17 protein-coding genes and 1 rRNA gene are annotated in these 19852 nt (G+C 73.3%); 4 read left to right on the forward strand and 14 right to left on the reverse strand.

Features of this window, described 5'->3' with window-relative positions; genetic code table 11:
• Positions 1 to 40: 40 nt before the first annotated feature.
• On the reverse strand, positions 41 to 1690 hold the full coding sequence (locus tag ACZ67M_RS33935; protein ID WP_122617435.1) for a CTP synthase: 1650 nt from the start codon (positions 1688 to 1690) through the stop codon (positions 41 to 43).
• A 544-nt stretch (positions 1691 to 2234) separates the two neighbouring features.
• Between ACZ67M_RS33935 and ACZ67M_RS33940 the strand changes: the two genes are divergently transcribed.
• On the forward strand, positions 2235 to 4037 hold the full coding sequence (locus tag ACZ67M_RS33940; RefSeq protein ID WP_122617436.1) for a glycoside hydrolase family 15 protein: 1803 nt from the start codon (positions 2235 to 2237) through the stop codon (positions 4035 to 4037).
• A gap of 177 nt (positions 4038 to 4214) precedes the next feature.
• Positions 4215 to 5861, forward strand: a complete 1647-nt coding sequence (locus ACZ67M_RS33945; RefSeq protein ID WP_361360477.1) for a PucR family transcriptional regulator — start codon at positions 4215 to 4217, stop codon at positions 5859 to 5861.
• A gap of 11 nt (positions 5862 to 5872) precedes the next feature.
• On the opposite strand, the gene ACZ67M_RS33950 is transcribed toward ACZ67M_RS33945, so the two are convergent.
• The 6 genes from ACZ67M_RS33950 to ACZ67M_RS33975 form a co-directional block, all read right to left on the reverse strand.
• Positions 5873 to 7021 (reverse strand): glycosyltransferase family 4 protein, encoded by a 1149-nt coding sequence (locus ACZ67M_RS33950; protein ID WP_385797387.1) that lies wholly within the window; start codon positions 7019 to 7021, stop codon positions 5873 to 5875.
• Between the two features lie 187 nt (positions 7022 to 7208).
• Positions 7209 to 7967, reverse strand: coding sequence for a hypothetical protein (locus ACZ67M_RS33955; RefSeq protein ID WP_469853923.1), 759 nt, complete (start codon positions 7965 to 7967; stop codon positions 7209 to 7211).
• Between the two features lie 33 nt (positions 7968 to 8000).
• Positions 8001 to 9719: a DNA repair protein RecN gene (gene recN, locus ACZ67M_RS33960; protein WP_385797424.1), complete on the reverse strand. Its 1719-nt coding sequence runs from the start codon at positions 9717 to 9719 to the stop codon at positions 8001 to 8003.
• A 164-nt stretch (positions 9720 to 9883) separates the two neighbouring features.
• A complete protein-coding gene (locus ACZ67M_RS33965; RefSeq protein WP_064727154.1) occupies positions 9884 to 10789 on the reverse strand; it encodes an NAD kinase in 906 nt (301 codons plus the stop codon).
• Positions 10786 to 11601, reverse strand: a complete 816-nt coding sequence (locus ACZ67M_RS33970; protein ID WP_392104877.1) for a hemolysin — start codon at positions 11599 to 11601, stop codon at positions 10786 to 10788. Before ACZ67M_RS33970 ends, ACZ67M_RS33965 begins: the two co-directional genes overlap by 4 nt.
• Before the next feature lie 7 nt (positions 11602 to 11608).
• Positions 11609 to 11926: a hypothetical protein gene (locus ACZ67M_RS33975; RefSeq protein WP_392013901.1), complete on the reverse strand. Its 318-nt coding sequence runs from the start codon at positions 11924 to 11926 to the stop codon at positions 11609 to 11611.
• A 42-nt stretch (positions 11927 to 11968) separates the two neighbouring features.
• Here ACZ67M_RS33975 and ACZ67M_RS33980 point away from each other — a divergent pair, with 42 nt between their 5' ends.
• Positions 11969 to 12316, forward strand: coding sequence for a sterol-binding protein (locus ACZ67M_RS33980; protein ID WP_361360467.1), 348 nt, complete (start codon positions 11969 to 11971; stop codon positions 12314 to 12316).
• Here ACZ67M_RS33980 and ACZ67M_RS33985 read toward each other — a convergent pair.
• From ACZ67M_RS33985 to ACZ67M_RS34000, 4 genes are all read right to left on the reverse strand, one after another.
• On the reverse strand, positions 12300 to 13199 hold the full coding sequence (locus tag ACZ67M_RS33985; protein WP_361360465.1) for an ABC transporter ATP-binding protein: 900 nt from the start codon (positions 13197 to 13199) through the stop codon (positions 12300 to 12302). The genes ACZ67M_RS33980 and ACZ67M_RS33985 overlap by 17 nt on opposite strands.
• A complete protein-coding gene (locus ACZ67M_RS33990; protein WP_361360463.1) occupies positions 13196 to 14260 on the reverse strand; it encodes a FecCD family ABC transporter permease in 1065 nt (354 codons plus the stop codon). Before ACZ67M_RS33990 ends, ACZ67M_RS33985 begins: the two co-directional genes overlap by 4 nt.
• A 14-nt stretch (positions 14261 to 14274) precedes the next feature.
• Positions 14275 to 15321: a FecCD family ABC transporter permease gene (locus ACZ67M_RS33995; protein WP_469853924.1), complete on the reverse strand. Its 1047-nt coding sequence runs from the start codon at positions 15319 to 15321 to the stop codon at positions 14275 to 14277.
• A 72-nt stretch (positions 15322 to 15393) separates the two neighbouring features.
• Positions 15394 to 16425, reverse strand: a complete 1032-nt coding sequence (locus ACZ67M_RS34000; protein WP_451854951.1) for an HAD hydrolase-like protein — start codon at positions 16423 to 16425, stop codon at positions 15394 to 15396.
• 72 nt (positions 16426 to 16497) lie between these two features.
• On the opposite strand from ACZ67M_RS34000, the gene ACZ67M_RS34005 reads away from it, so the two are divergent.
• Positions 16498 to 17790 carry a DUF1015 domain-containing protein gene (locus ACZ67M_RS34005; protein WP_451854950.1) on the forward strand — a complete coding sequence of 431 codons (1293 nt, stop codon included), beginning with the start codon at positions 16498 to 16500 and terminating at the stop codon, positions 17788 to 17790.
• Positions 17791 to 17839: 49 nt separating this feature from the next.
• On the opposite strand, the gene ACZ67M_RS34010 is transcribed toward ACZ67M_RS34005, so the two are convergent.
• The 3 genes from ACZ67M_RS34010 to rrf form a co-directional block, all read right to left on the reverse strand.
• The gene (locus ACZ67M_RS34010) at positions 17840 to 18586 is read right to left on the reverse strand and encodes a tetratricopeptide repeat protein (RefSeq protein ID WP_392239423.1); all 747 of its coding nucleotides are present in this window, start codon (positions 18584 to 18586) and stop codon (positions 17840 to 17842) included.
• Complete coding sequence (locus tag ACZ67M_RS34015; RefSeq protein ID WP_469853928.1) at positions 18478 to 19350, reverse strand: hypothetical protein; 873 nt, start codon at positions 19348 to 19350, stop codon at positions 18478 to 18480. Before ACZ67M_RS34015 ends, ACZ67M_RS34010 begins: the two co-directional genes overlap by 109 nt.
• Positions 19351 to 19761: 411 nt before the next feature.
• Positions 19762 to 19852 (reverse strand): 5S ribosomal RNA (gene rrf / locus ACZ67M_RS34020); the annotation flags it as partial.

A 19852-nucleotide genomic window follows, 5' to 3' on the forward strand; every position in this document is an offset into this window, starting at 1 on the left:
CGTTGAGTGCGCGTGCCCCGGCCACCGTACAACTGGTGTGCTACTTCGACGTCTTCCGCTCGACCGCGGCCTTGACCAGCCCGGCGAAGAGCGGGTGCGGGCGGGTCGGGCGCGAGCGCAGCTCCGGGTGCGCCTGCGTGGCGACCAGGTACGGGTGGACGTCGCGCGGGTACTCGACGTACTCGACGAGCTTGCCGTCCGGGGAGGTGCCCGAGAAGACGATGCCGGCCTTCTTCTCCAGCTCCGCGCGGTAGGCGTTGTTCACCTCGTAGCGGTGACGGTGCCGCTCCTCGACGTACTCCTTGCCGTCGTAGACCTCGCGCACGATGGAGCCCTCGGCCAGCTTCGCCGGGTACATGCCGAGCCGCATGGTGCCGCCCATGTCGCCCTCGCCGGCCACGATGTCCAGCTGCTCGGCCATGGTCGAGATGACCGGGTGGCCGGTGGCCGGGTCGAACTCGGTGGAGTTGGCGTCCGCGATGCCGGCCAGGTTGCGCGCGGCCTCGACCACGATGCACTGCAGGCCCAGGCAGAGGCCGAGCAGCGGGATCCGGTTCTCGCGGGCGTACTGGATGGCGCCGACCTTGCCGAGTACACCGCGGTCGCCGAAGCCGCCCGGGATGCAGATCGCGTCGACGTCGCCGAGCTGCGCCGCCGCGCCCGCCGCGGTCTTGCAGTCGTCGGACGTGACCCACTTGATCTTCACGCGGGCCTTGTTGGCGAAGCCGCCGGCGCGCAGCGCCTCGGTGACCGAGAGGTAGGCGTCGGGCAGGTCGATGTACTTGCCGACCAGGGCCATGGTGATCTCGTGGTCGGGCTTGTGGACGCGGTCGAGCAGGTCGTCCCAGGTCGTCCAGTCCACGTCGCGGAACGGCAGGTCCAGCTTGCGGACGACGTACGCGTCCAGACCCTCGGTGTGGACGACCTTCGGGATGTCGTAGATCGAGCGGGCGTCGGGGCAGGCCACCACGGCGGCCTCGTCGACGTCGCACATGAGGGAGATCTTGCGCTTGATCGCGGTCGGGACCTCGCGGTCGCAGCGCAGCACGATCGCGTCCGGCTGGATACCGATGTTGCGCAGCGCCGCCACCGAGTGCTGGGTCGGCTTGGTCTTCAGCTCACCCGAAGGGCCGATGTAGGGCAGGAGCGAGATGTGGACCACGAAGACGTTGTCCCGGCCGACCTCGTGCCGGACCTGACGGACGGTCTCCAGGAAGGGCAGCGACTCGATGTCGCCGACCGTGCCGCCGACCTCGGTGATCACGACGTCGACCTCGTCCGTCGCCATGCGGCGGATGCGGTGCTTGATCTCGTTGGTGATGTGCGGGATGACCTGGACCGTGTCGCCCAGGTACTCGCCGCGCCGCTCCTTGGCGATCACCGTGTTGTAGACCTGGCCGGTGGTGACGTTGGCGGAGCCGTCGAGGTCGCGGTCGAGGAAGCGCTCGTAGTGGCCGATGTCCAGGTCGGTCTCGGCGCCGTCGTTGGTGACGAACACCTCACCGTGCTGGAAGGGGTTCATCGTGCCCGGGTCGACGTTCAGGTACGGGTCGAGCTTCTGCATCACGACGCGCAGACCCCGGGCCTTGAGCAGCATGCCGAGGCTGGAGGCGGTCAGCCCCTTGCCGAGCGAGGAGGCGACACCCCCGGTGACGAAGATGTGCTTGGTCGTCGAAGATTTGGGCGGCATGGCCAAGAGGGGGCTCCCGTGGTCGCGGTCTGGGGTGCGGTGCGCTCGCCCTCCGCCCCCGTCGTCCGGGGGTGTCGGCGGTGGCGCCGTCGCTGCGGTTCCGGGGTTTTTCTCCCACCGGTCCACGGGCTACCAGCGTATCAGCGCCTCGGGGCGGCGGCTTCCGGCCACCCTCCGCGCACGCGCGGACACGCAGGTGGAGGCGTCACACTTTCCTCACCCGGTGGTCACCCGTTCGGCGGACCCGGGTTGCCCGGAGCGGCACACAGATCATCTACGTGCGTCGTATCCTGCTCGGACGTTCGCTGCCGAGCCGGCCCCGGCGACGCGGCACCACCCCTCGCCCGTCACCGCCGGAACAACGAGAGCTCGTCAGTTGGTTGAGCGACAATTGTCGTTTGCGGCTCAGCGTTTGGCTCGACGGCCGGACGACTGCTTTGCTTCATGGCTCAACGACGCATGACATACACCCTGACCCCACCCTTGACCGCACTAGCGACCGCCCCCATCGCGGGGTGACGTGGCCGTTCGACTGGAGTTGCACGTGGCCGGGCGCATCGAAGACTACGCACTCATCGGAGACATGCAGACCGCCGCACTGGTCTGCCGGGACGGCACAGTCGACTGGCTGTGCCTGCCCCGCTTCGACTCGCATGCCATCTTCGCCGGTCTGCTGGGCACCGGGGAGCACGGCTTCTGGCGGATGGGACCGGCCTACGCCCCCGGCGCCGAGCCACCGACCGCGGCCCGGCGGACCTACCGCGGCGACTCGCTGATCCTGGAGTCCGAGTGGGACACCGGCCGGGGCACCGTCCGAGTGACCGATTTCATGCCGCCGCGCGACGGCGCGCCGCAGCTGATCCGGATCGTGGAGGGCGTCTCCGGCCGGGTGCCGATGCGCTCGGAGCTGCGGATGCGGTTCAGCTACGGCCGGGTGGTCCCCTGGGTGCACAAGCACGAGGGCCGCACGGTGGCCGTCGCCGGGCCCGACTCGGTGTGGTTCGACACGGATGTCGAGACCTACGGCAAGGCGCTCACCACGTACGCGGACTTCACCGTCGCTCCGGGTGACCGGATCGCGTTCACCATCTCGTGGGAGCCGTCGCACAAGGAGCCGCCGCCGCTGCCCGAGCCCGAGCAGTCCCTGGAGGCCACCGAGGACTTCTGGCGCGACTGGGTCGATCACTGTACGTACCACGGTCCCTACCGGGAGGCCGTGGTCCGCTCCCTGATCACCCTGAAGGCCCTGACGTACGCCCCCACCGGCGGCATCGTCGCCGCGCCCACGACCTCCCTTCCGGAGGAGATCGGTGGCGTCCGCAACTGGGACTACCGCTACACCTGGCTGCGGGACGCGGCGATCACCCTGTCCTCACTGCTGCGCACCGGCTACCGCGAGGAGGCCCGCGCGTGGCGCGAGTGGCTGCTGCGCGCGGTCGCGGGCGACCCGGAGAACCTCCAGATCATGTACGGCATCGCCGGTGAGCGGGAGCTGGGCGAGGCGGAGCTGGACTGGCTGCCGGGGTACGAGAACTCCACCCCCGTGCGGGTCGGCAACGGCGCGGCGCACCAGCTCCAGCTGGACGTCTACGGCGAGGTCACCGAGGCCCTGCACCTGGCCCACATGACCGGCCTGGCCCGCAACGACTACGCCTCGGTGCTCCAGCTGAAGCTGATCCGCTACCTGGAGGACCACTGGCAGGAGCCGGACGAGGGCATCTGGGAGGTGCGCGGCCCGCGCCGCCACTTCGTGCACTCCAAGGTGATGGCCTGGGTCGCCGTCGATCGCACGATCAAGCTGATCGAGTCCGGCGACGCGGACGGCCCGCTGGAGCGCTGGAAGCAGTTGCGCGACGACATCCACCGGGACGTGTGCGAGAAGGGCTACGACAAGGAACGCAACACCTTCACGCAGTCCTACGGGTCCCAGGAGCTGGACGCCTCGCTGCTGCTGATCCCGCAGATGGGCTTCCTGCCGCCGGACGACAAGCGGGTCATCGGCACCATCGAGGCCATCCAGCGTGAGCTGTCCACGTCGGACGGGTTCATCCTGCGCTACCCGACGGACGGCAAGGACGAGGGCGTCGACGGCCTCCCGGGCGACGAGGGCGCCTTCCTCGCCTGCTCGTTCTGGATGGCGGACGACCTGGCGATGATCGGCCGCGTGGACGAGGCCCGCAAGCTCTTCGAGAAGCTGCTCTCCCTGCGCAACGACCTCGGTCTGCTGGCCGAGGAGTGGGACCCGCGCCTGCAACGCCAGGTCGGCAACTTCCCCCAGGCCTTCAGCCACGTGCCCCTGATCGACACGGCACTGCGGCTGACGGCGAGCGGGGCGTACGGGGGCTAGCGGGGCGTACGGGGCGACGGGCCCACCGAGACCGAGAGCGGCGTCGGGGGAACCGTCGTCCTCGCGCGCGGCGGCCGCCGCGGTGGTCTCGGTGCCCTGCCGGGCCGCCCCGCCGCCAACCGGGTGCCCCCGGCCCGCGGATGTCCCGGGGGTGCCCCGGCGGGTAGCGTCCGGGACATGGACAGCGGCAGGAACAGCGGATTCGACACCCAGGGCGCCGGTATCACCGTGCAGCGGGCACTGGAGCTGCCCGGGCTGCGCAGCGGCCTGCCGGAGATCCTGGCGGGCGCCGACCGGCTGCACCGCACCGTGCGCTGGGTGCACGCCGGCGAGGTGCCGAACATCGCCTCGCTCCTCAAGGGCGGCGAACTGCTGCTGACCACGGGATACGGCCTGGGCACCCGCCCCGCCGAGCAGCGGGCGTTCGTCCGTACGCTGGCCGAGCGCGGCATCGCGGCCCTCGTCGTCGAACTGGGCCCGCGTTTCACCCGGCTGCCCGCGGCCCTCGTCGACACCGCCCGGACGGCCGGGCTGCCGCTGGTCCAGCTGCACCGCGAGGTGCCGTTCGTCACGGTCACCGAGGAGATCCACACCGAGATCGTCAACGGCCACTACGCGCTGCTGCGGCGGGCCGAGGAGGTGCACCGCCGGTGCACCCGGGCCCTGCTGGGCGGCGGCGGAGTCCCCCAGGTGCTGGGCATCCTGGCCGACTTCGGCGACAACCCGGTCTTCCTGGAGACCACCGACGGCCGCCTGCTGTACGCCGCCGGTTCCGGGCCGGAGGGCGCGGACCCGCTCCAGGTGTGGGAAGGACTGCGCGGCCCGCACAAGGACGCGCCGCCCCCGGCCGGCTCGGTCCTGGTGGACGTGCCCGGCGGCGGGCCCGGCGCCGGGTCGGTGCGGGCGCGGCTGGTGCTGCTGCCGGTGCGCTCGCCGCTGGCGCCGGTGCACCGGATGGCGGCGGAGCGGGCGGCGGGCAGCCTCGCCGTGGTGCTGATGCAGGCGCGGCAGGAGGAGGAACTGGCGGCGCGTGGGCGCGGCGACTTCCTCAGCGACCTCGCCGAGGGCCGGGTCACGGCGGAGGACGCCCCGGCCCAGGCACGCGTCCTGGGCTTCAAGCCGGGCGACGGTCCGATGCTCCCGGTGGTGATGCGGCTCGGCGACGCCCTGTCCCCGGCCGGCGGCGGCTGGGCGGTGCTGGCCCGCGCCGTCGCCGAGGAGCTGGCGTCGGTCGGGGTGCCGGTGCTGCTGGGCGTACGGCCGGTGGAGGGCCGGGTGCCGCTGCTTCTCGGGCTGCGTTCGGAGTCGGAGCGGGCGGCGGTCGCGGACCGGGTCGCGGCGGCGCTGCGGGCGGGCGTGGAGCGGGCCGGGATGCAGCGGCCGGGGGCGCAGCCGCCCGTCGTGGTCGTCGGGGTGGCCGGCGGCTGGGCGGCGGCGTCGGCGAGCCTGCGGCACGCGGCGGAGACGGCGACCGCGGCGCAGGGGCTGACCGACCGGCCCTGGTACGACGCGCGGCGCCTCGACATCGACCTGCTGCTGTGGCGGCTGCGCGACCATCCGGACCTCGCGGCCTTCGTGGACCGGGCGATCGGCCCGCTGCGCGACCACGACGACCGCTCGAAGCCGCCCCTGCTGCCCACGCTCCAGACGTACCTGGCGCACGCCGGCCGCAAGGCGGAGACCGCGCGCGAACTCCACCTCAACCGGCAGACGCTCTACAACCGGCTGGCGCGGATCGGGGAGTTGCTGGGCACGGACCTCGACGACCCGCAGACCGTACTGGCCCTGAGCCTGGCCCTGCGTGCCCGCCGGCACGTGCCCTAGGTCGATGGGACCTAGAGCAGCGGGGTGGGCTGGGTCAGCTCGTCGTAGACGCTGAGGACCTGGGCGACGGTCTCGTCCTCGGTCGGCCAGGTGGCCGCCTGCCTCACTCCTCGCGCCCGGAGCTCGTCCCGCCGGCCGGGGTCGCCGAGCAGGCGCACGACGGCGTCGGCGAGCCCTTGCGCGTCCCCGTCCGGGACGAGTTCGGCGGCGTCGCCGACGAGTTCGGGGATGCCGCCCACCCCGGCGGCGACGAGCGGCACGCGCGCGTGCAGCGCCTCCTGGGCGAGCACGGAGCGTCCTGTCTCCCGGCGGGCCGGCAGCAGCGCGAGGTCGGCGGCGGCCAGCAGGTCGGGGACGTCGTCGCGGCGGCCGGCGAGGAGCACCGGCAGCCCCTCGCTCTCGATCCGCCCCTGCAACTGCGCGCGCAGTGGCCCCTCCCCCGCGATCACGACCAGCGGTGCGGGGTCCAGGCGGCGCCACACCCGCGCGGCGTCGAGCAGGACGTCGTACCCCCGGTGCCCCTCCAGGGAGCCGACCGCGACCAGCAAGGGGCGTTCGACCGCACCGAGTTCGGCCCTCAGCTTCGGGCGCAGCCGGTCGGGGTCCTCGGGTCCGGCCGGGTCTCCCGGGCGGACGGGGAACGCCACGGGGCCGAGCCGGGCGTCGCGCGCGCCGGTCCGCCGGGCCCCGTCGACCAGCCCCGAGGTGGTGCCGAGAACGACGGTGGCCGCCTTCATCACCCGCCGTTCCAGCGCCCGCAGCAGGTGGGCGCGCGCGCCCTCGGCGTACGCACGGTCGTGCCAGGTGACGACGAGCGGGGTACGCACTCGTCGCCCGCCGAGGGCCAGCACCGCGCGGAAGGAGGCGTGCAGTCCGTGCGCGTGCACGAGGTCGGCGTCCGCGCAGACCGCCCGCAGCGCGGCCACCGAGACGGGGTCGCTGCTGCGCGGCACGTGCACGTGTTCGGCCCCGGTGCCCGTGAAGTCGTAGGTGCACTCGGCATCGGAGGGGGCGCACACCGTGACCTTCACGCCCCTGGCGACGAGCCCCGCGGCCAGTGAACGCACGTGCGCGCTGCTGCCGGCGTTGCCGCCGCCCAGCACCTGCACGGTGCGCAGCGGCGACTGGCCGTGCGGTGAGTGGCTGCTCACGGGGGTCACCTGGCCGGGGCTCCTGGTTCGGCGGGGGTGGGACACGAAGAACGTACAGAACGATGGTGCGGAGGGTGTGCGCCGCGCGTCGTGCCGCGCGTCACTCCGTCAAGGATGCCAGGCCGTACGGGTGTTCCGGGAACGACGGACGCCCCGGGCGGTCGACGACCGGGGCAACGGAACGGCACCGCTTCACTCACACGAGTGAACGACGCGGGCCTGCGGCCAACTCACCGCCGACCGCCGCGGCCACGAGCGCGACCGCGTGCGCGGCGACCGTGGCCCGCCCGCCCGCGGCCACCACCGCGACCCCGAGGGCCGCGCCCAGCGCGTGTGCTCCGTTGTCCCCGAGCATGGTGCGCTCGGCGACGTCGTCGGGCAGCACGGCCGCCGCCGCTCCCATCGCGACCGCCGCCGTCCGTGCCCCGGGGCCCGCGCGCAGCAGCCCCGGCGCCCCGAGCGCGAGGACCGCCGCACCGGCCCGCCCCGGGCGTACGTCCAGGAGGTTGACGAAGTGCGCGGCCCCGGCGATGACGACGCCGGCCAGCAACCGGTCCAGGGGCCGTTCCTTCAGGACCGCCCCCGCGGCGAGCGCGGCCCCGCAGACGCCGAACAGCTTGACCGCACCGCCGGTGACCTCGCCGTCCCGCAACGCCGTCAGATGCGCCCGGAACCCGCGCCGGGCGTCGCCCGCGCCCGCCACGTCGTCGTAGGCCCCGCAGGCACCCGCCGCGAGCACGGCGAGCCCGGCGGCGGGCCGCACCCTCGCGGTGCCGACCGCCGCCGCCAGGGCGCAGGCGGGCCCGGCGTACAGATCCACCGTCCGGCCCGCGTGGTTCACGCGCTCCCAGCGTTCCCGGCCGCCCGGCGCCACGGCGCGCAGCGCGGTCAGGCCGGTCCGGGCGAGACCGGCGGCGAGGGCGAGGGAGGCGGTGCGGCCACTGCGGTTGATCATCCGGACACCCTACGGGCGTCCGGAACCCCGCCTCTACGCGTCCGCCCGAGCCGTTTCGAGCAGTTCCTCCGCGTGTGCCCGTGCCGTCTCCGAGTCCTCCTGGCCGGCCAGCATCCGGGAGAGTTCACGGATCCGCTCCTCGCCCTCCAGGACCTTCACGCCGGAGCGGGTCACGGACCCGTCGTTCGTCTTCTCCACCAGCAGCTGCCGGTCGGCGAAGGCGGCCACCTGCGGCAGATGGGTGACGACCACGACCTGCGCGCTCTTCGCCAGCCGCGCGAGCCGACGGCCGATCTCCACCGCCGCCTTGCCGCCGACACCGGCGTCGACCTCGTCGAAGAGGTACGTCGGCACCGGGTCGGTCCCGGCGAACACGACCTCCACGGCCAGCATCACGCGCGACAGCTCACCCCCGGACGCGCCCTTGGCGATCGGACGCGGCGGCGCCCCCGGGTGCGGGGCGAGCAGCAGCTCGACCTCGTCGGCACCCGACGGCCCGTACGCGACCACGCGTCCGCCGACCTCGACGCCCTCCGGGTCCTCGGTCTGCCGGATCTCGAACGACACGCGCGCGTGGGGCATGGCGAGCGAGGCCAGCTCGGCGGTCACCGCGGCGGCGAACCGCTCGGCGGCCTCCGTCCGCGCGTCCGACAGCGCCTGCGCCAGACCGCCCAGTTCCGACCGCAGCGCGTCCCGTTCGGCGGTCAGTTCACCGATCCGCTCGTCGTCGCCGTCCAGCTCGGTCAGCCGCGCGGCACTCTGCTCGGACCAGGCGAGCACGGAGGCGACGTCCTCGCCGTACTTCCGGGTCAGCGCGGTGAGCGCGGCCCGCCGCTCCTCGACCGCGGCCAGCCGCAGCGGATCGGCGTCCAGGTCGTCCGCGTACCCCGCCAGTTCCCCGGCCACGTCCCGCAGCAGAATGCCGACCTCGCCGATCCGCTCGGCGAGCGCGGCCAGCGCCGGGTCGTGCGACCGTACGGCGTCCAGGGCCCGCTGGGCGCCCGCGACGAGGGTCGCCGCGTCGACGCCCTCGGGGTCCTCGGGGTTGCCGGCCAGGGCCGCGTGGGCGGCCGTGGCGGCCGAGGCGAGCGCCTCGGCGTGTCCCAGCCGCTCGGCCTCCTCCGCCAGCTCGACGTCCTCACCGGCGCGCGGTTCGACGGCCGCGACCTCGTCGAGGCCGTAGCGCAGCAGGTCGGCCTCCTGGGCGCGCTCACGCGCACGGGTGGTGATCTCGTCCAGTTCGGTGGCGACGGCCCGCAGCCTCCGGTAGGCCCCGGCGTACTTGTCGAGGGGCCCGGCGACCGCGTCGCCCGCGTACCGGTCGAGCGCCTGCCGTTGCCGGGACAGTTTGAGCAGTCCCTGCTGGTCGGTCTGCCCGTGCACGGCCACCAGCTCGTCGGCCAGCTCGGCGAGCATCCCCACGGGCACGGACCGCCCGCCCAGATGCGCCCGCGAGCGCCCCTCGGCGGAGACGGTACGGCTGATCAGCAGCGCCCCGTCGTCCAGCTCGGCCCCGGCCTCCTCGGCCCGGACGGCGGCGGCGGCACCCCCGGGCACGGCGATCCGCCCCTCGACGACCGCGCTCTTCGCCCCGATCCGCACCAGCGCGGCGTCCGCGCGTCCGCCCAGCAGCAGCCCGAGGCTGGTGACCACCATGGTCTTACCGGCACCCGTCTCACCGGTGACAGCGGTGAACCCGGGCGACAACTCGACCACGGCGTCGTCGATGACTCCGAGCGACCGTATCCGCATCTCCTCAAGCACGGACACGACCTTACGAGGTCGGGGGCGGGGAGCGCACACAGGCCGCCCTTCTCACGCCGGGGACCGCATGCCGGGAAGGGGCGCGGGGAACTGCGCGACCAGCCACGACGCACCCGCGGCCGCCGGCACACCGAACCACCCCATCGAGTCCGTCAGTGCGGCGCCCCGCGCCATCCGGACACCGGCAACGCGAACTTCGCCACCAGCCGGTCCGTGAACGACGCATGGTGCAGCCGGGCCAGCCGCACCGGCACCGCCCCCCGCCGAACCTCCACCCGCGCCCCCGGCGGCAGCTCCACCGTCCGCCGCCCGTCGCACCACAACACCCCCGGCGGGATGTGCGGCAGCACCTCCACCGCGAGCACGGAGTCCGGCGAGGTCACCAGCGGCTTCGCGAACAGCGCGTGCGCACTGATCGGCACCATCAGCAGCGCCTCCACCTCGGGCCACACCACCGGCCCGCCGGCGGAGAAGGCGTACGCCGTCGACCCGGTCGGCGTCGACAGCACGATGCCGTCGCAGCCGAACCCGGTCACCGGCCGCCCGTCGATCTCCAGCACGACTTCCAGCAGCTTCTCGGCGCCGGCCTTCTGCACGGCCGCCTCGTTCAGCGCCCAGTCGGTGTGCACGATGTCGCCGTTGCGGTGCACGACGACGTCGACGGTCATCCGCTCCTCGACCTCGTACGCCCGGCTCACCACCCGGTCGACGACCTTGTCGAGGTCGTCCCGCTCGGCCTCCGCGAGGAAGCCGACCCGCCCCAGGTTGACCCCGAGCATCGGCACGCCGGACGCGCGGGCGAACTCGGCGCCGCGCAGCAGCGTGCCGTCACCGCCCAGCACGATCAGCAGCTCGCACCCGTCCAGGCACTGCGGGGTGGCCTCGCCGACCAGCTGCACCTCGCTCGGCAGCGGCAGGTCCCGCGCCTCCGCCTCCAGGACCCGTACGCCGATCCCGGCCCGCAGCAGCCCCTTGACCACCAGCTCCGCGCTGCGGATGGCGGCGGGACGCCCGGTGTGGGCGAGCAGGAAAACAGTACGAGCTCGGTTCTGTGTCAACGCGGCCCCTCCGCCACTGCACGGTCAACGTCGGCCGGGTCCAGTGCGCCGGCCCCGGCCCGCAGCCACAGAAAGTACTCGACGTTCCCGGAGGGACCCGGCAGCGGACTGGCGGTGACCCCCTTCACACCGAGCCCCAGTTCCCAGGCCTTGTGGGCGACTCCCCGCACGGCCTCGGCCCGCAGCTGCGCACTGCGTACCACTCCCCCGCTGCCCAGCCGCTCCTTGCCCACCTCGAACTGCGGCTTCACCATCATCACCAGGTCGGCGTCCGGCCGGGTGCACCGCGCCAGGGCGGGCAGCACCAGTCCGAGCGGGATGAAGGACAGATCCCCCACGACAAGATCCACGGGCTCCCCATCGATCGCTTCCAGCGTCAACTCGCGTACGTTCGTACGGTCCTTGACGGTGACGCGTTCATCCTGCCTGAGGCTCCAGGCGAGTTGTCCGTATCCCACGTCCACGGCGACGACGTGCGCGGCGCCCGCCCGCAGCAGTACGTCGGTGAAGCCGCCGGTGGAGGCGCCGGCGTCCAGCGCCCGGCGGCCCTGAACGACGAGCCCTTGCGGCCCGAACGCCGCGAGGGCTCCGGCGAGCTTGTGGCCGCCGCGCGAGACGTAGTCGGGATCGCCGTCGTCGTCGCTGACCACGATCGCGGCGGCCGTCTCCACCTGTGTGGCCGGCTTGGTCGCGACGGTCTTGCCGACGGAGACCCGCCCGGCGGCGATCAGCTGGCTGGCGTGCTCGCGCGAGCGCGCCAGTCTGCGGCGGACCAGCTCCGCGTCGAGACGGCGGCGTGCGACTCCTGCCACGTTCGGTTCAGCTCCTGCGGTCGTACGGTGATGGCGGCGGCGGGGGCGCCGGGGGTCCCTGGGGTCCCGGGCGGGCGTCGAGCGCGGTGAGCGCGTCGCGCAGCCCCCGGTGTACATCCTCGTACACCTCGACGTGTCCGTCGGTGGCCAGGTGGTCGGCGTCGGCCAGCCGCGCCAGCCGGGCGTCGACCTCGGCGTTGCCGGTCGGGGTGCGGGGGACGCCCAGCGGGGCGGGGGCCGCGGGCTCGTACCCGGACTCCGCCTCCCCGGGCTGCGGCCCGGCCCCGTTCTCCTGGACCGCCGGCTCCGGTACTGCGTCGCTCATGCCCCGACGCTACCGCGTACCGCTGGGGTACGGTTCGTCCCGATGGCGACGACTGAGGAGTGCCGCGCCGCACTCGACAAGCTCTCGAACGACATGCGGGGCGCCGAAGGGGACGTGCGGTCGGCCGCCGCGCTGGACCGCTCGGTGAGCTGCCACATCACCGACCTGGACGTCACCTTCGCCGGACGCATGGCGGACGGCGGGATCGACGTGCGCGAGACCCTGGCGGGGCCCCCGCGCGAGAAGGCCGGGATCAGGCTGGCGATGACCGGCGACGACCTGGTGGCGCTGGTCGCCGGCGAGCTGAACTTCGCCAAGGCCTGGGGCTCGGGCCGGGTGCGGCTGGAGGCGGGCCTGCGCGACCTGTTGCGGCTCAGGAAGCTTCTGTAGCCGCCACCTTCCGGCCCGCCTTGCCGAGCTGGGTGCCGCCCGCGCCCCGCGCCTTGCGCGCGGCCGGCACCACCAGCGGCGTCCCCGTCTCCGGGTCGTCGATGACCTGGCAGCGCAGCCCGAAGACCCGCTCGACCAGGTCGGCCGTGACGATGTCCCCCGGCGCGCCCTCGGCGATGATCTCCCCCTCGCGCAGGGCGATGAGGTGGGTGGCGTACCGGGCGGCGTGATTGAGGTCGTGCAGGACCGCCACGAGCGTGCGGCCCTGCTCCTCGTGGAGTTCGGCGCACAGGTCGAGGACGTCGATCTGGTGCTGGATGTCCAGGTATGTCGTCGGCTCGTCGAGAAGCAGCAGCGGGGTCTGCTGGGCGAGCGCCATGGCGATCCACACCCGCTGGCGCTGACCGCCGGAGAGCTCGTCGACGTACCGCTCGGCGAGTTCGGAGACGCCGGTCTGCGCCATGGACTCCTGGACGACCCGCTCGTCCTCGGTCGACCACTGCCGCAGCAGACCCTGGTGCGGGTAGCGGCCGCGGCCGACGAGGTCGCCGACGGTGATCCCGTCGGGCGCGATGGAGGACTGGGGCAGCAGGCCGAGGGTCCGCGCGACCTGCTTGGCGGGCATCGACTGGATGACCGACCCGTCCAGGAGCACCCGGCCCTGGGTGGGCTTGAGCATCCGCGACAGGGCCCGCAGCAGGGTCGACTTGCCGCACGCGTTCGGGCCGACGATCACCGTGAAGGAGTTGTCGGGTATCTCCACCGACAGCTGCTCCGCGATGACCCGCTGGTCGTAGGCGAGGGTGACGTTCTCGGCGGTCAGGCGGTTCACGTTGCTCCTTTGATCGTTCGGCCCGCTGCGAGCGCCGGTGCCGGCGTTCATATCCGGCCCGCCTTGCGCTCGGTGACCAGCAGCCACAGCAGATAGACGCCGCCGAGTACACCGGTGACCACGCCCACGGGCAGCTGGTCCGCGCCGAAGGCCCGCTGCGAGATCCAGTCGGCGCTCACCAGCAGCGCGGCGCCCATGCACAGGGAGGGCAGCAGGTTGGGGCCCGGCGAACGGGTCAGCCGCCTGGCCAGCTGCGGCGCGGTGAGCGCCACGAAGCTGACCGGGCCGGCGGCGGCCGTGGCGGCGGCGGTCAGCAGCACGGCGGCCACCATCAGCAGCGCGCGCACCCGCTCGACGCGCACCCCGAGGGCGTACGAGACGTCGTCGCCCATCTCCATCATCCGCAGCGCCCGACCGTTGCCGAGTACGAGCGGCACCAGCACGGCGCACAGCGCGAGCAGCGGCCAGACCTGGTCCCAGTCACGGCCGTTGAGAGAGCCGGTCATCCAGACGACGGCGCGGGAGGCGTCGACGATGTCGGCCCGGGTGAGGAGGTAGCCGTTGACCGCCGTGACGATCGCGGACACGCCGATGCCGACCAGGACCAGCCGGTACCCGTGCACGCCACGCTTCCAGGCGAGCAGATAGATGGCGGTGCCGGTCACCAGGCCGCCGGCGAGCGCGCCGAAGGTGACCTGGGCGGAGCTGCCGGAGAACAGGACGATCATGGTGAGCGCGCCGGCCGTCGCGCCCTGTCCGAGGCCGAGTACGTCCGGACTGCCGAGCGGGTTGCGGGAGATGGCCTGGAACAGCGCCCCGCCGACACCGAGCGCGGCGCCGACCAGCAGTCCGACCAGGACCCGCGGCAGCCGCAGTTCGTTGACGATGAACTCCTGGCCGGCGTTGCCCTCGCCGGCCAGGGTCCGCAGCACGTCGGCGGCCGGTATCTCGAAGTCGCCGGTGCCGATCAGCACCACGCTCGCGGCGAGCGCGAGGACCAGCAGCAGGGCGACGACGACCACGGCCCGCACGTCGAGGCGGAACGACAGGCCACCGGGGCCGCGGACGGATCGGTTGCTCTTGAGGGTCTTGGCGTTCTTGGCGGTTTTCACGGTCTTCGCGGTCCTCACAGCTGGGCCGTCCTCCGCCGTCGTACGAGATAGATGAAGACCGGCCCGCCGAGGACGGCGGTGACGATGCCGACCTGGAGCTCCGCGGGCCGGGTGACGATCCGGCCGAGGACGTCCGCGCCCAGCAGCAGCACGGGCGACAGGATCGCGGCGTACGGCAGGATCCAGCGCAGGTCGGGCCCGGTGAAGGAGCGGACGACGTGCGGGACCATCAGGCCGACGAACACGATCGGCCCGCAGGCCGCGGTCGCCGCCCCGCACAGCACGGTCGCGGCGAGCATGGCCAGCGCCCGGGTGCGGTTCAGATTGGCGCCGAGGGCCTTGGCGGTGTCGTCGCCCATCTCCATGGCGTTGAGCGGCCGGGCGAGCGCGAGCGCGAGGATCGTGCCCACGCCGAAGAACGGCAGCACTTCCATGATGGTGTCACCGGTCGCCGAGGCGAGCGAACCCACCGTCCAGAAGCGCATCCTGCCCAGCGCCGCGTCGTCCATGATCATCACGGCCTGGAGGTAACCGAACAGCGCGGCGCTGATCGCGGTGCCGGCCAGGACCAGCCGCACCGGCGTGGCCCCCCGGCTGCCGCCCAGGAACCAGACCAGCGCACCGACCCCGGCCGCACCGGCGAAGGCGAACCAGACATATCCGGTCAGCGAGGTGACGCCGAAGAAGGTGATGGCCGTGACGACCGCGGCCGAGGCTCCGGCGTTGATGCCGAGCAGTCCCGGGTCGGCCAGTGGATTGCGGGTCAGCGCCTGGAGCACCGCGCCCGCGAGGCCGAGCGCGGCACCGGCCAGCAGACCGAGGACGGTCCGCGACTGGCGTTCGCCCACCACGACGTCGCCGTAGGTGCCCGAGTCGTGGAACAGACCGTGCCAGACCTGCGCCAGGGAAAGGTCCTTCGCACCGATCGCGATGCTCGCCAACGCGATGGACACGAGCACGGCCACGGACACGGGCAGCCCTGCGGCACGCAGGACGCGGCGCTTGGCGCGCGGCGCGGGGGCGGTCTCCGCGCGCTGTTCGGGGGGACTCTCGACCAACACGTTGGTTAGGCTAGCCTACCCTGCCAAGCGATCACGATTCCGTGGCGCGGGACCGCCGGCCGTCCCGGTGGCTCACAGCCCCAGCCGCGCCAGCGCCTTCCCCGAGTCCAGACGGCACCCTTCCTCCCCGCCGGCCGTCCATGCCGCCGCGCACAAGGCGCGCAAACCGTCCAGCGCCCCGCCGTCGCCCTCCAGTTCCAGCCGGTCCTCGCCCGCGGTCGCCGTCCAGCCGCCGCAGCGGAATCCGTCGTCCGCGTCACCGGTGACCTCCGGCTGCCCGGTGAGCAGTCCGCGCAGATCCGCGTCGACGTACGTCGGCCGGTGCCGCGGCGGCGCGGACAGCAGCTGGGCGCCGTCGGTCACGCCGGTCAGGACGAGCAGCGAGTCGACCTCGCCGTTGAACGCGCCCTCGATGTCGGTGTCCAGGCGGTCCCCGACCACCAACGGCCGCCGCGCGCCGGTGCGCAGGATCGTCTCCCGGTGCATGGGAGGCAACGGCTTCCCCGCGACCTGCGGCTCGGCGCCGGTCGCGATCCGCACCACCTCCACCGCCGCGCCGTTGCCCGGGGCGATTCCGCGGGCGCCCGGAATGGTGAGGTCGGTGTTGGAGGCGTACCAGGGCAGGCCCCGCGCGATGGCGTAGCACGCCTCGGCGAACCGCCCCCACGGCAGCTCGGGCCCGCCGTACCCCTGCACCACGGCCGCCGGGTCGTCGTCGGCGGACTCCACGGGCTCTAGGCCGCGTTCACGCAGCGCCACGCGCAGTCCCTCGCCCCCGATGACCAGCACCCGCGACCCCGACGGCATCTGGTCGGCGATCAGCCGGGCCACCGCCTGGGCGGACGTGATCACATCGGCGGCGTCCGTCGCGATTCCCAGCTCGGTCAGGTGCCCGGCCACCGCGTCCGGCGTCCGCAGGGCGTTGTTCGTCACGTACGCCAGGTGCATGCCGCCGTCGCGGGCCACGGCGAGCGAGTCGACCGCGTGCGCGATCGCGTTCCCCCCGGCGTACACCACGCCGTCCAGGTCGAGCAGCGCCGTGTCGTACGCCTCGCTCAGGTGCCGCCCACTGCCCGCGGGCCTCGTCCTGACGCTCCGGCTCATTGCACATCGCTCCTCGTTCGACGCCTTTCCCCCGATCATCCCCCATGCCACCGACAGACGTACGATGCCGGGATGAACTCTGCAGGTCACCCGGAAGCAACGGCGCACCGGGGCCTGGAACTCACCCCGTTCCGAGGCCTCCGCTACGACCCCGACCGGGTCGGCAGCCTGGCCGCCGTGACGTCCCCGCCCTACGACGTCGTGGTCCGCCCCGACGGCCTGCTGCACCTGGAGTCCGCCGACCCGCACAACATCGTCCGCCTGATCCTGCCCCAGGCCGCCACCCCGGAGGCGCGCCACGAACAGGCCGCCCAGACCCTGCGGCGCTGGCTGGCGGAGGGCGTCCTGACCACCGACCCCGAACCGGGCCTGTACGTCTACGAACAGCGCGCCGGCGACGGCCTCCTGCAACGCGGCATCATCGGCGCCCTGCGCGTGTCGGACCCCGCCGAGCGGGTGGTCCTGCCGCACGAGGACGTCATGCCGCACGTCGTCGCCGACCGCGCGGCGCTGATGCGCGCCACCTGGACGAACCTCGAACCCCTGCTGCTGACCTACCGCGGAGACGACACCACGTCCGCCACGACCGCCCTCGTGGAACGCACCGCCGAACGGCCACCGCTGCTCGCGACCACCACGGAGGACGGCTACCGCCACCGGCTGTGGTCGGTCACCGACCCCGACGCCGTGGCCCGGGTCCGCGGCGAGCTGGCACGGCACCAGGCCCTCATCGCGGACGGCCACCACCGCTGGGCGACCTACCGCACCCTCCGCGCGGAGCACCCCTCCCCCAGCCCGTGGGACCACGGCCTGGTCCTGCTGGTCGACACGGTCCGCTATCCGCTGCGGGTCCGCGCCATCCACCGCCTGCTGCACGATCTCCCGGTGCGGGACGCCGTCGCCGCCCTGGACGGCCACTTCCAGGTCCGCCGCCTGGAGACTCCGCTGGCCGAGTCCCTGGACACCCTGGCGAAGGCGGCCGGCGCGGGCAACGCCTTCCTGCTCGCCGGCGACGGCGCCTTCCATCTCGTGGACCGCCCCGAGCCCGGTCTGCTGGCCCGCACGGTCCCCACCGACCGGCCCGAGGCCTGGCGCACGCTGGACGCCACCGTCCTGCACACCACACTCCTCGCCCACGTCTGGCACATCCCGGACGACTCGGCGGCGCACGTCTCCTACATCCACGACACGGCGGCCACGGTCGAGAAGGCGGAACGCGACGGCGGTACGGCGGTGCTGATGCACCCGGTCCGCGAGGAAGTCGTCCGCGACCTGGCCCGCCAGGGCGTCACGATGCCCCGCAAGTCGACGTCCTTCGGCCCGAAGCCGGCCTCCGGTCTGGTGCTGCGCGCACTCGACGCGTAACGCGGAAGGGGCGGGACCGTACGCACGGTCCCGCCCCTTCGATGTCGCGTCAGTCCTTGTCGCCGTCCCCGGCCTCGTCCTGAACGGCCGTGCTCTCCCCGGCGTCGTCCGCCTCTTCGTCGAGGGCGTCCACGAAGTCCACGCCGTCCAGCTCGGCCAGCCGGTCCGAGGCGTCCGTGCTGCCGTCCCGGTCGGACTCCACGGCCTTCGCGAACCACTCCCGCGCCTCCTGCTCACGGCCCGCGGCCAGCAGAGCGTCGGCGTAGGCGTACCGCAGCCGCGCGGTCCACGGCTGCACGGAGTTGGAGGCCAGCTCGGGGCTCTGAAGCGTCACGATGGCCGCGTCCAGCTGCCCCATGTCGCGCCGGGCGCCGGCCGCCACGAGACGCATCTCGACCTGACCGGCCTTGTCCAGCTTGTGCACCTCGGGGGTGCCGGCCATGTCCAGCGCCTTCTCCGGACGGCCCAGCCCGCGCTCGCAGTCGGCCATCACCGGCCACAGCTCCACGGACCCGGTCATCCGCCGCGCGGCACGGAACTCCGCCAGCGCCTCGCTGTACTTCTGGTTGGCGTACGCCGCGAAACCGGCGGCCTCCCGTACGGCGGCGACACGGGACGCCAGGCGCAGGGCCACCCTGGAGTAGCCGTACGCCTTCTCCGGGTCCTCGTCCAGCAGCTTGGCGACCATCACCAGGTTCCTGGCGACGTCCTCCGCGAGCGTCTTGGGCAGGCTCTGCAACTCCTGCCGTACGTCCTTGTCGATCTCGTCGCCCGTGACCTCCTCGGGGATCGGCAGGCGCTTGATCGGCTCCCGGTCACGGTCCCGCTCCTCGCGGAAGCGTCCACCGCCACCCTGCCGGTCGTCACGCCCCCGGAAGCCTCCGGGCCGGCCGCCACGGTCGTCCCGACGGGGCCCACGCCCACCACGGTCGTCCCGGCCACGGAACCCACCGCGGTCACCCCCACGGCTGTCGTCCCGACGGAAGCCACCCCGGTCGCCCCGGTCGTCGCGACGGTCATCACGCCGGTCGTCACGACGGTAGGCGGGACGGTCACCGCGGTCACCGCGGTCGTCACGACGGAACGGAGGACGGTCGTCACGCCGGTCGTCCCGACGGTCGTCACGCCGGTCATCGCGCCGGTAGGACGGACGCTCACGGCGGTCGTCCTGGCGGTACGAGGGGCGCTCGTCCCGGCGGTACGAGGGGCGCTCGTCCCGCCGGTCGTCACGCCGGTCGTCACGCCGGTCATCGCGACGGTAGGACGGACGCTCATCACGGCGGAACGAAGGACGGTCATCGCGCCGTTCATCACGGCGGTCATCACGGCGATCGTCACGGCGGTCATCACGGCGGAACGAGGGACGGTCACCGCGGTCGTCACGACGCGGACCACGGTCACGGTCGTCACGACGCCCGTACCCGCCACCTCGGTTGTCATCGCGACGGAACGAGGGACGGTCATCGCGCCGTTCGTCACGACGGAAGCCACCGCGCTGGCCGCCCCGGTCGTCACGGCGATCGTCACGGCGGTCATCGCGCCGGTCGTCACGGCGATCATCGCGGCGGAAGGCAGGACGGTCACCGCGGTCGTCGCGGCGGAACGAGGGACGGTCGTCGCGACGGGCCCCGCGGTCACCGCCCCGATCGCGGTCATCGCGACGCGGCCCGCGGTCACGGTCGTCACGGCGGAAGGCGCCACCACGCTGCCCGCCGCGATCACGGTCGTTGTCACGACGGAAGCCGCCACGGTCTCCGCGCTGACCTCCACGGTCGCCGCGGTCACCACTGTCCCGGCGCCGCTGATCGCGCTCCGGTCGGTCGTCGGGAGAGTTGGTGGACATCGGGTGACTCCTGTCTTCGGTACCGCAAGTCATTCTCGCGCAGCCGGGTACCCGGTGCGCCCTGGAAAAACGAAAGGACCCCTGGTCCCCAGCTGAACGCTGGGGACCAGGGGTCCTTCCCAAAGATTGTTCGGCGGCGTCCTACTCTCCCACAGGGTCCCCCCTGCAGTACCATCGGCGCTGTAAGGCTTAGCTTCCGGGTTCGGAATGTAACCGGGC

It is taken from the genome of Streptomyces sp. NPDC107500, from assembly GCF_055582785.1.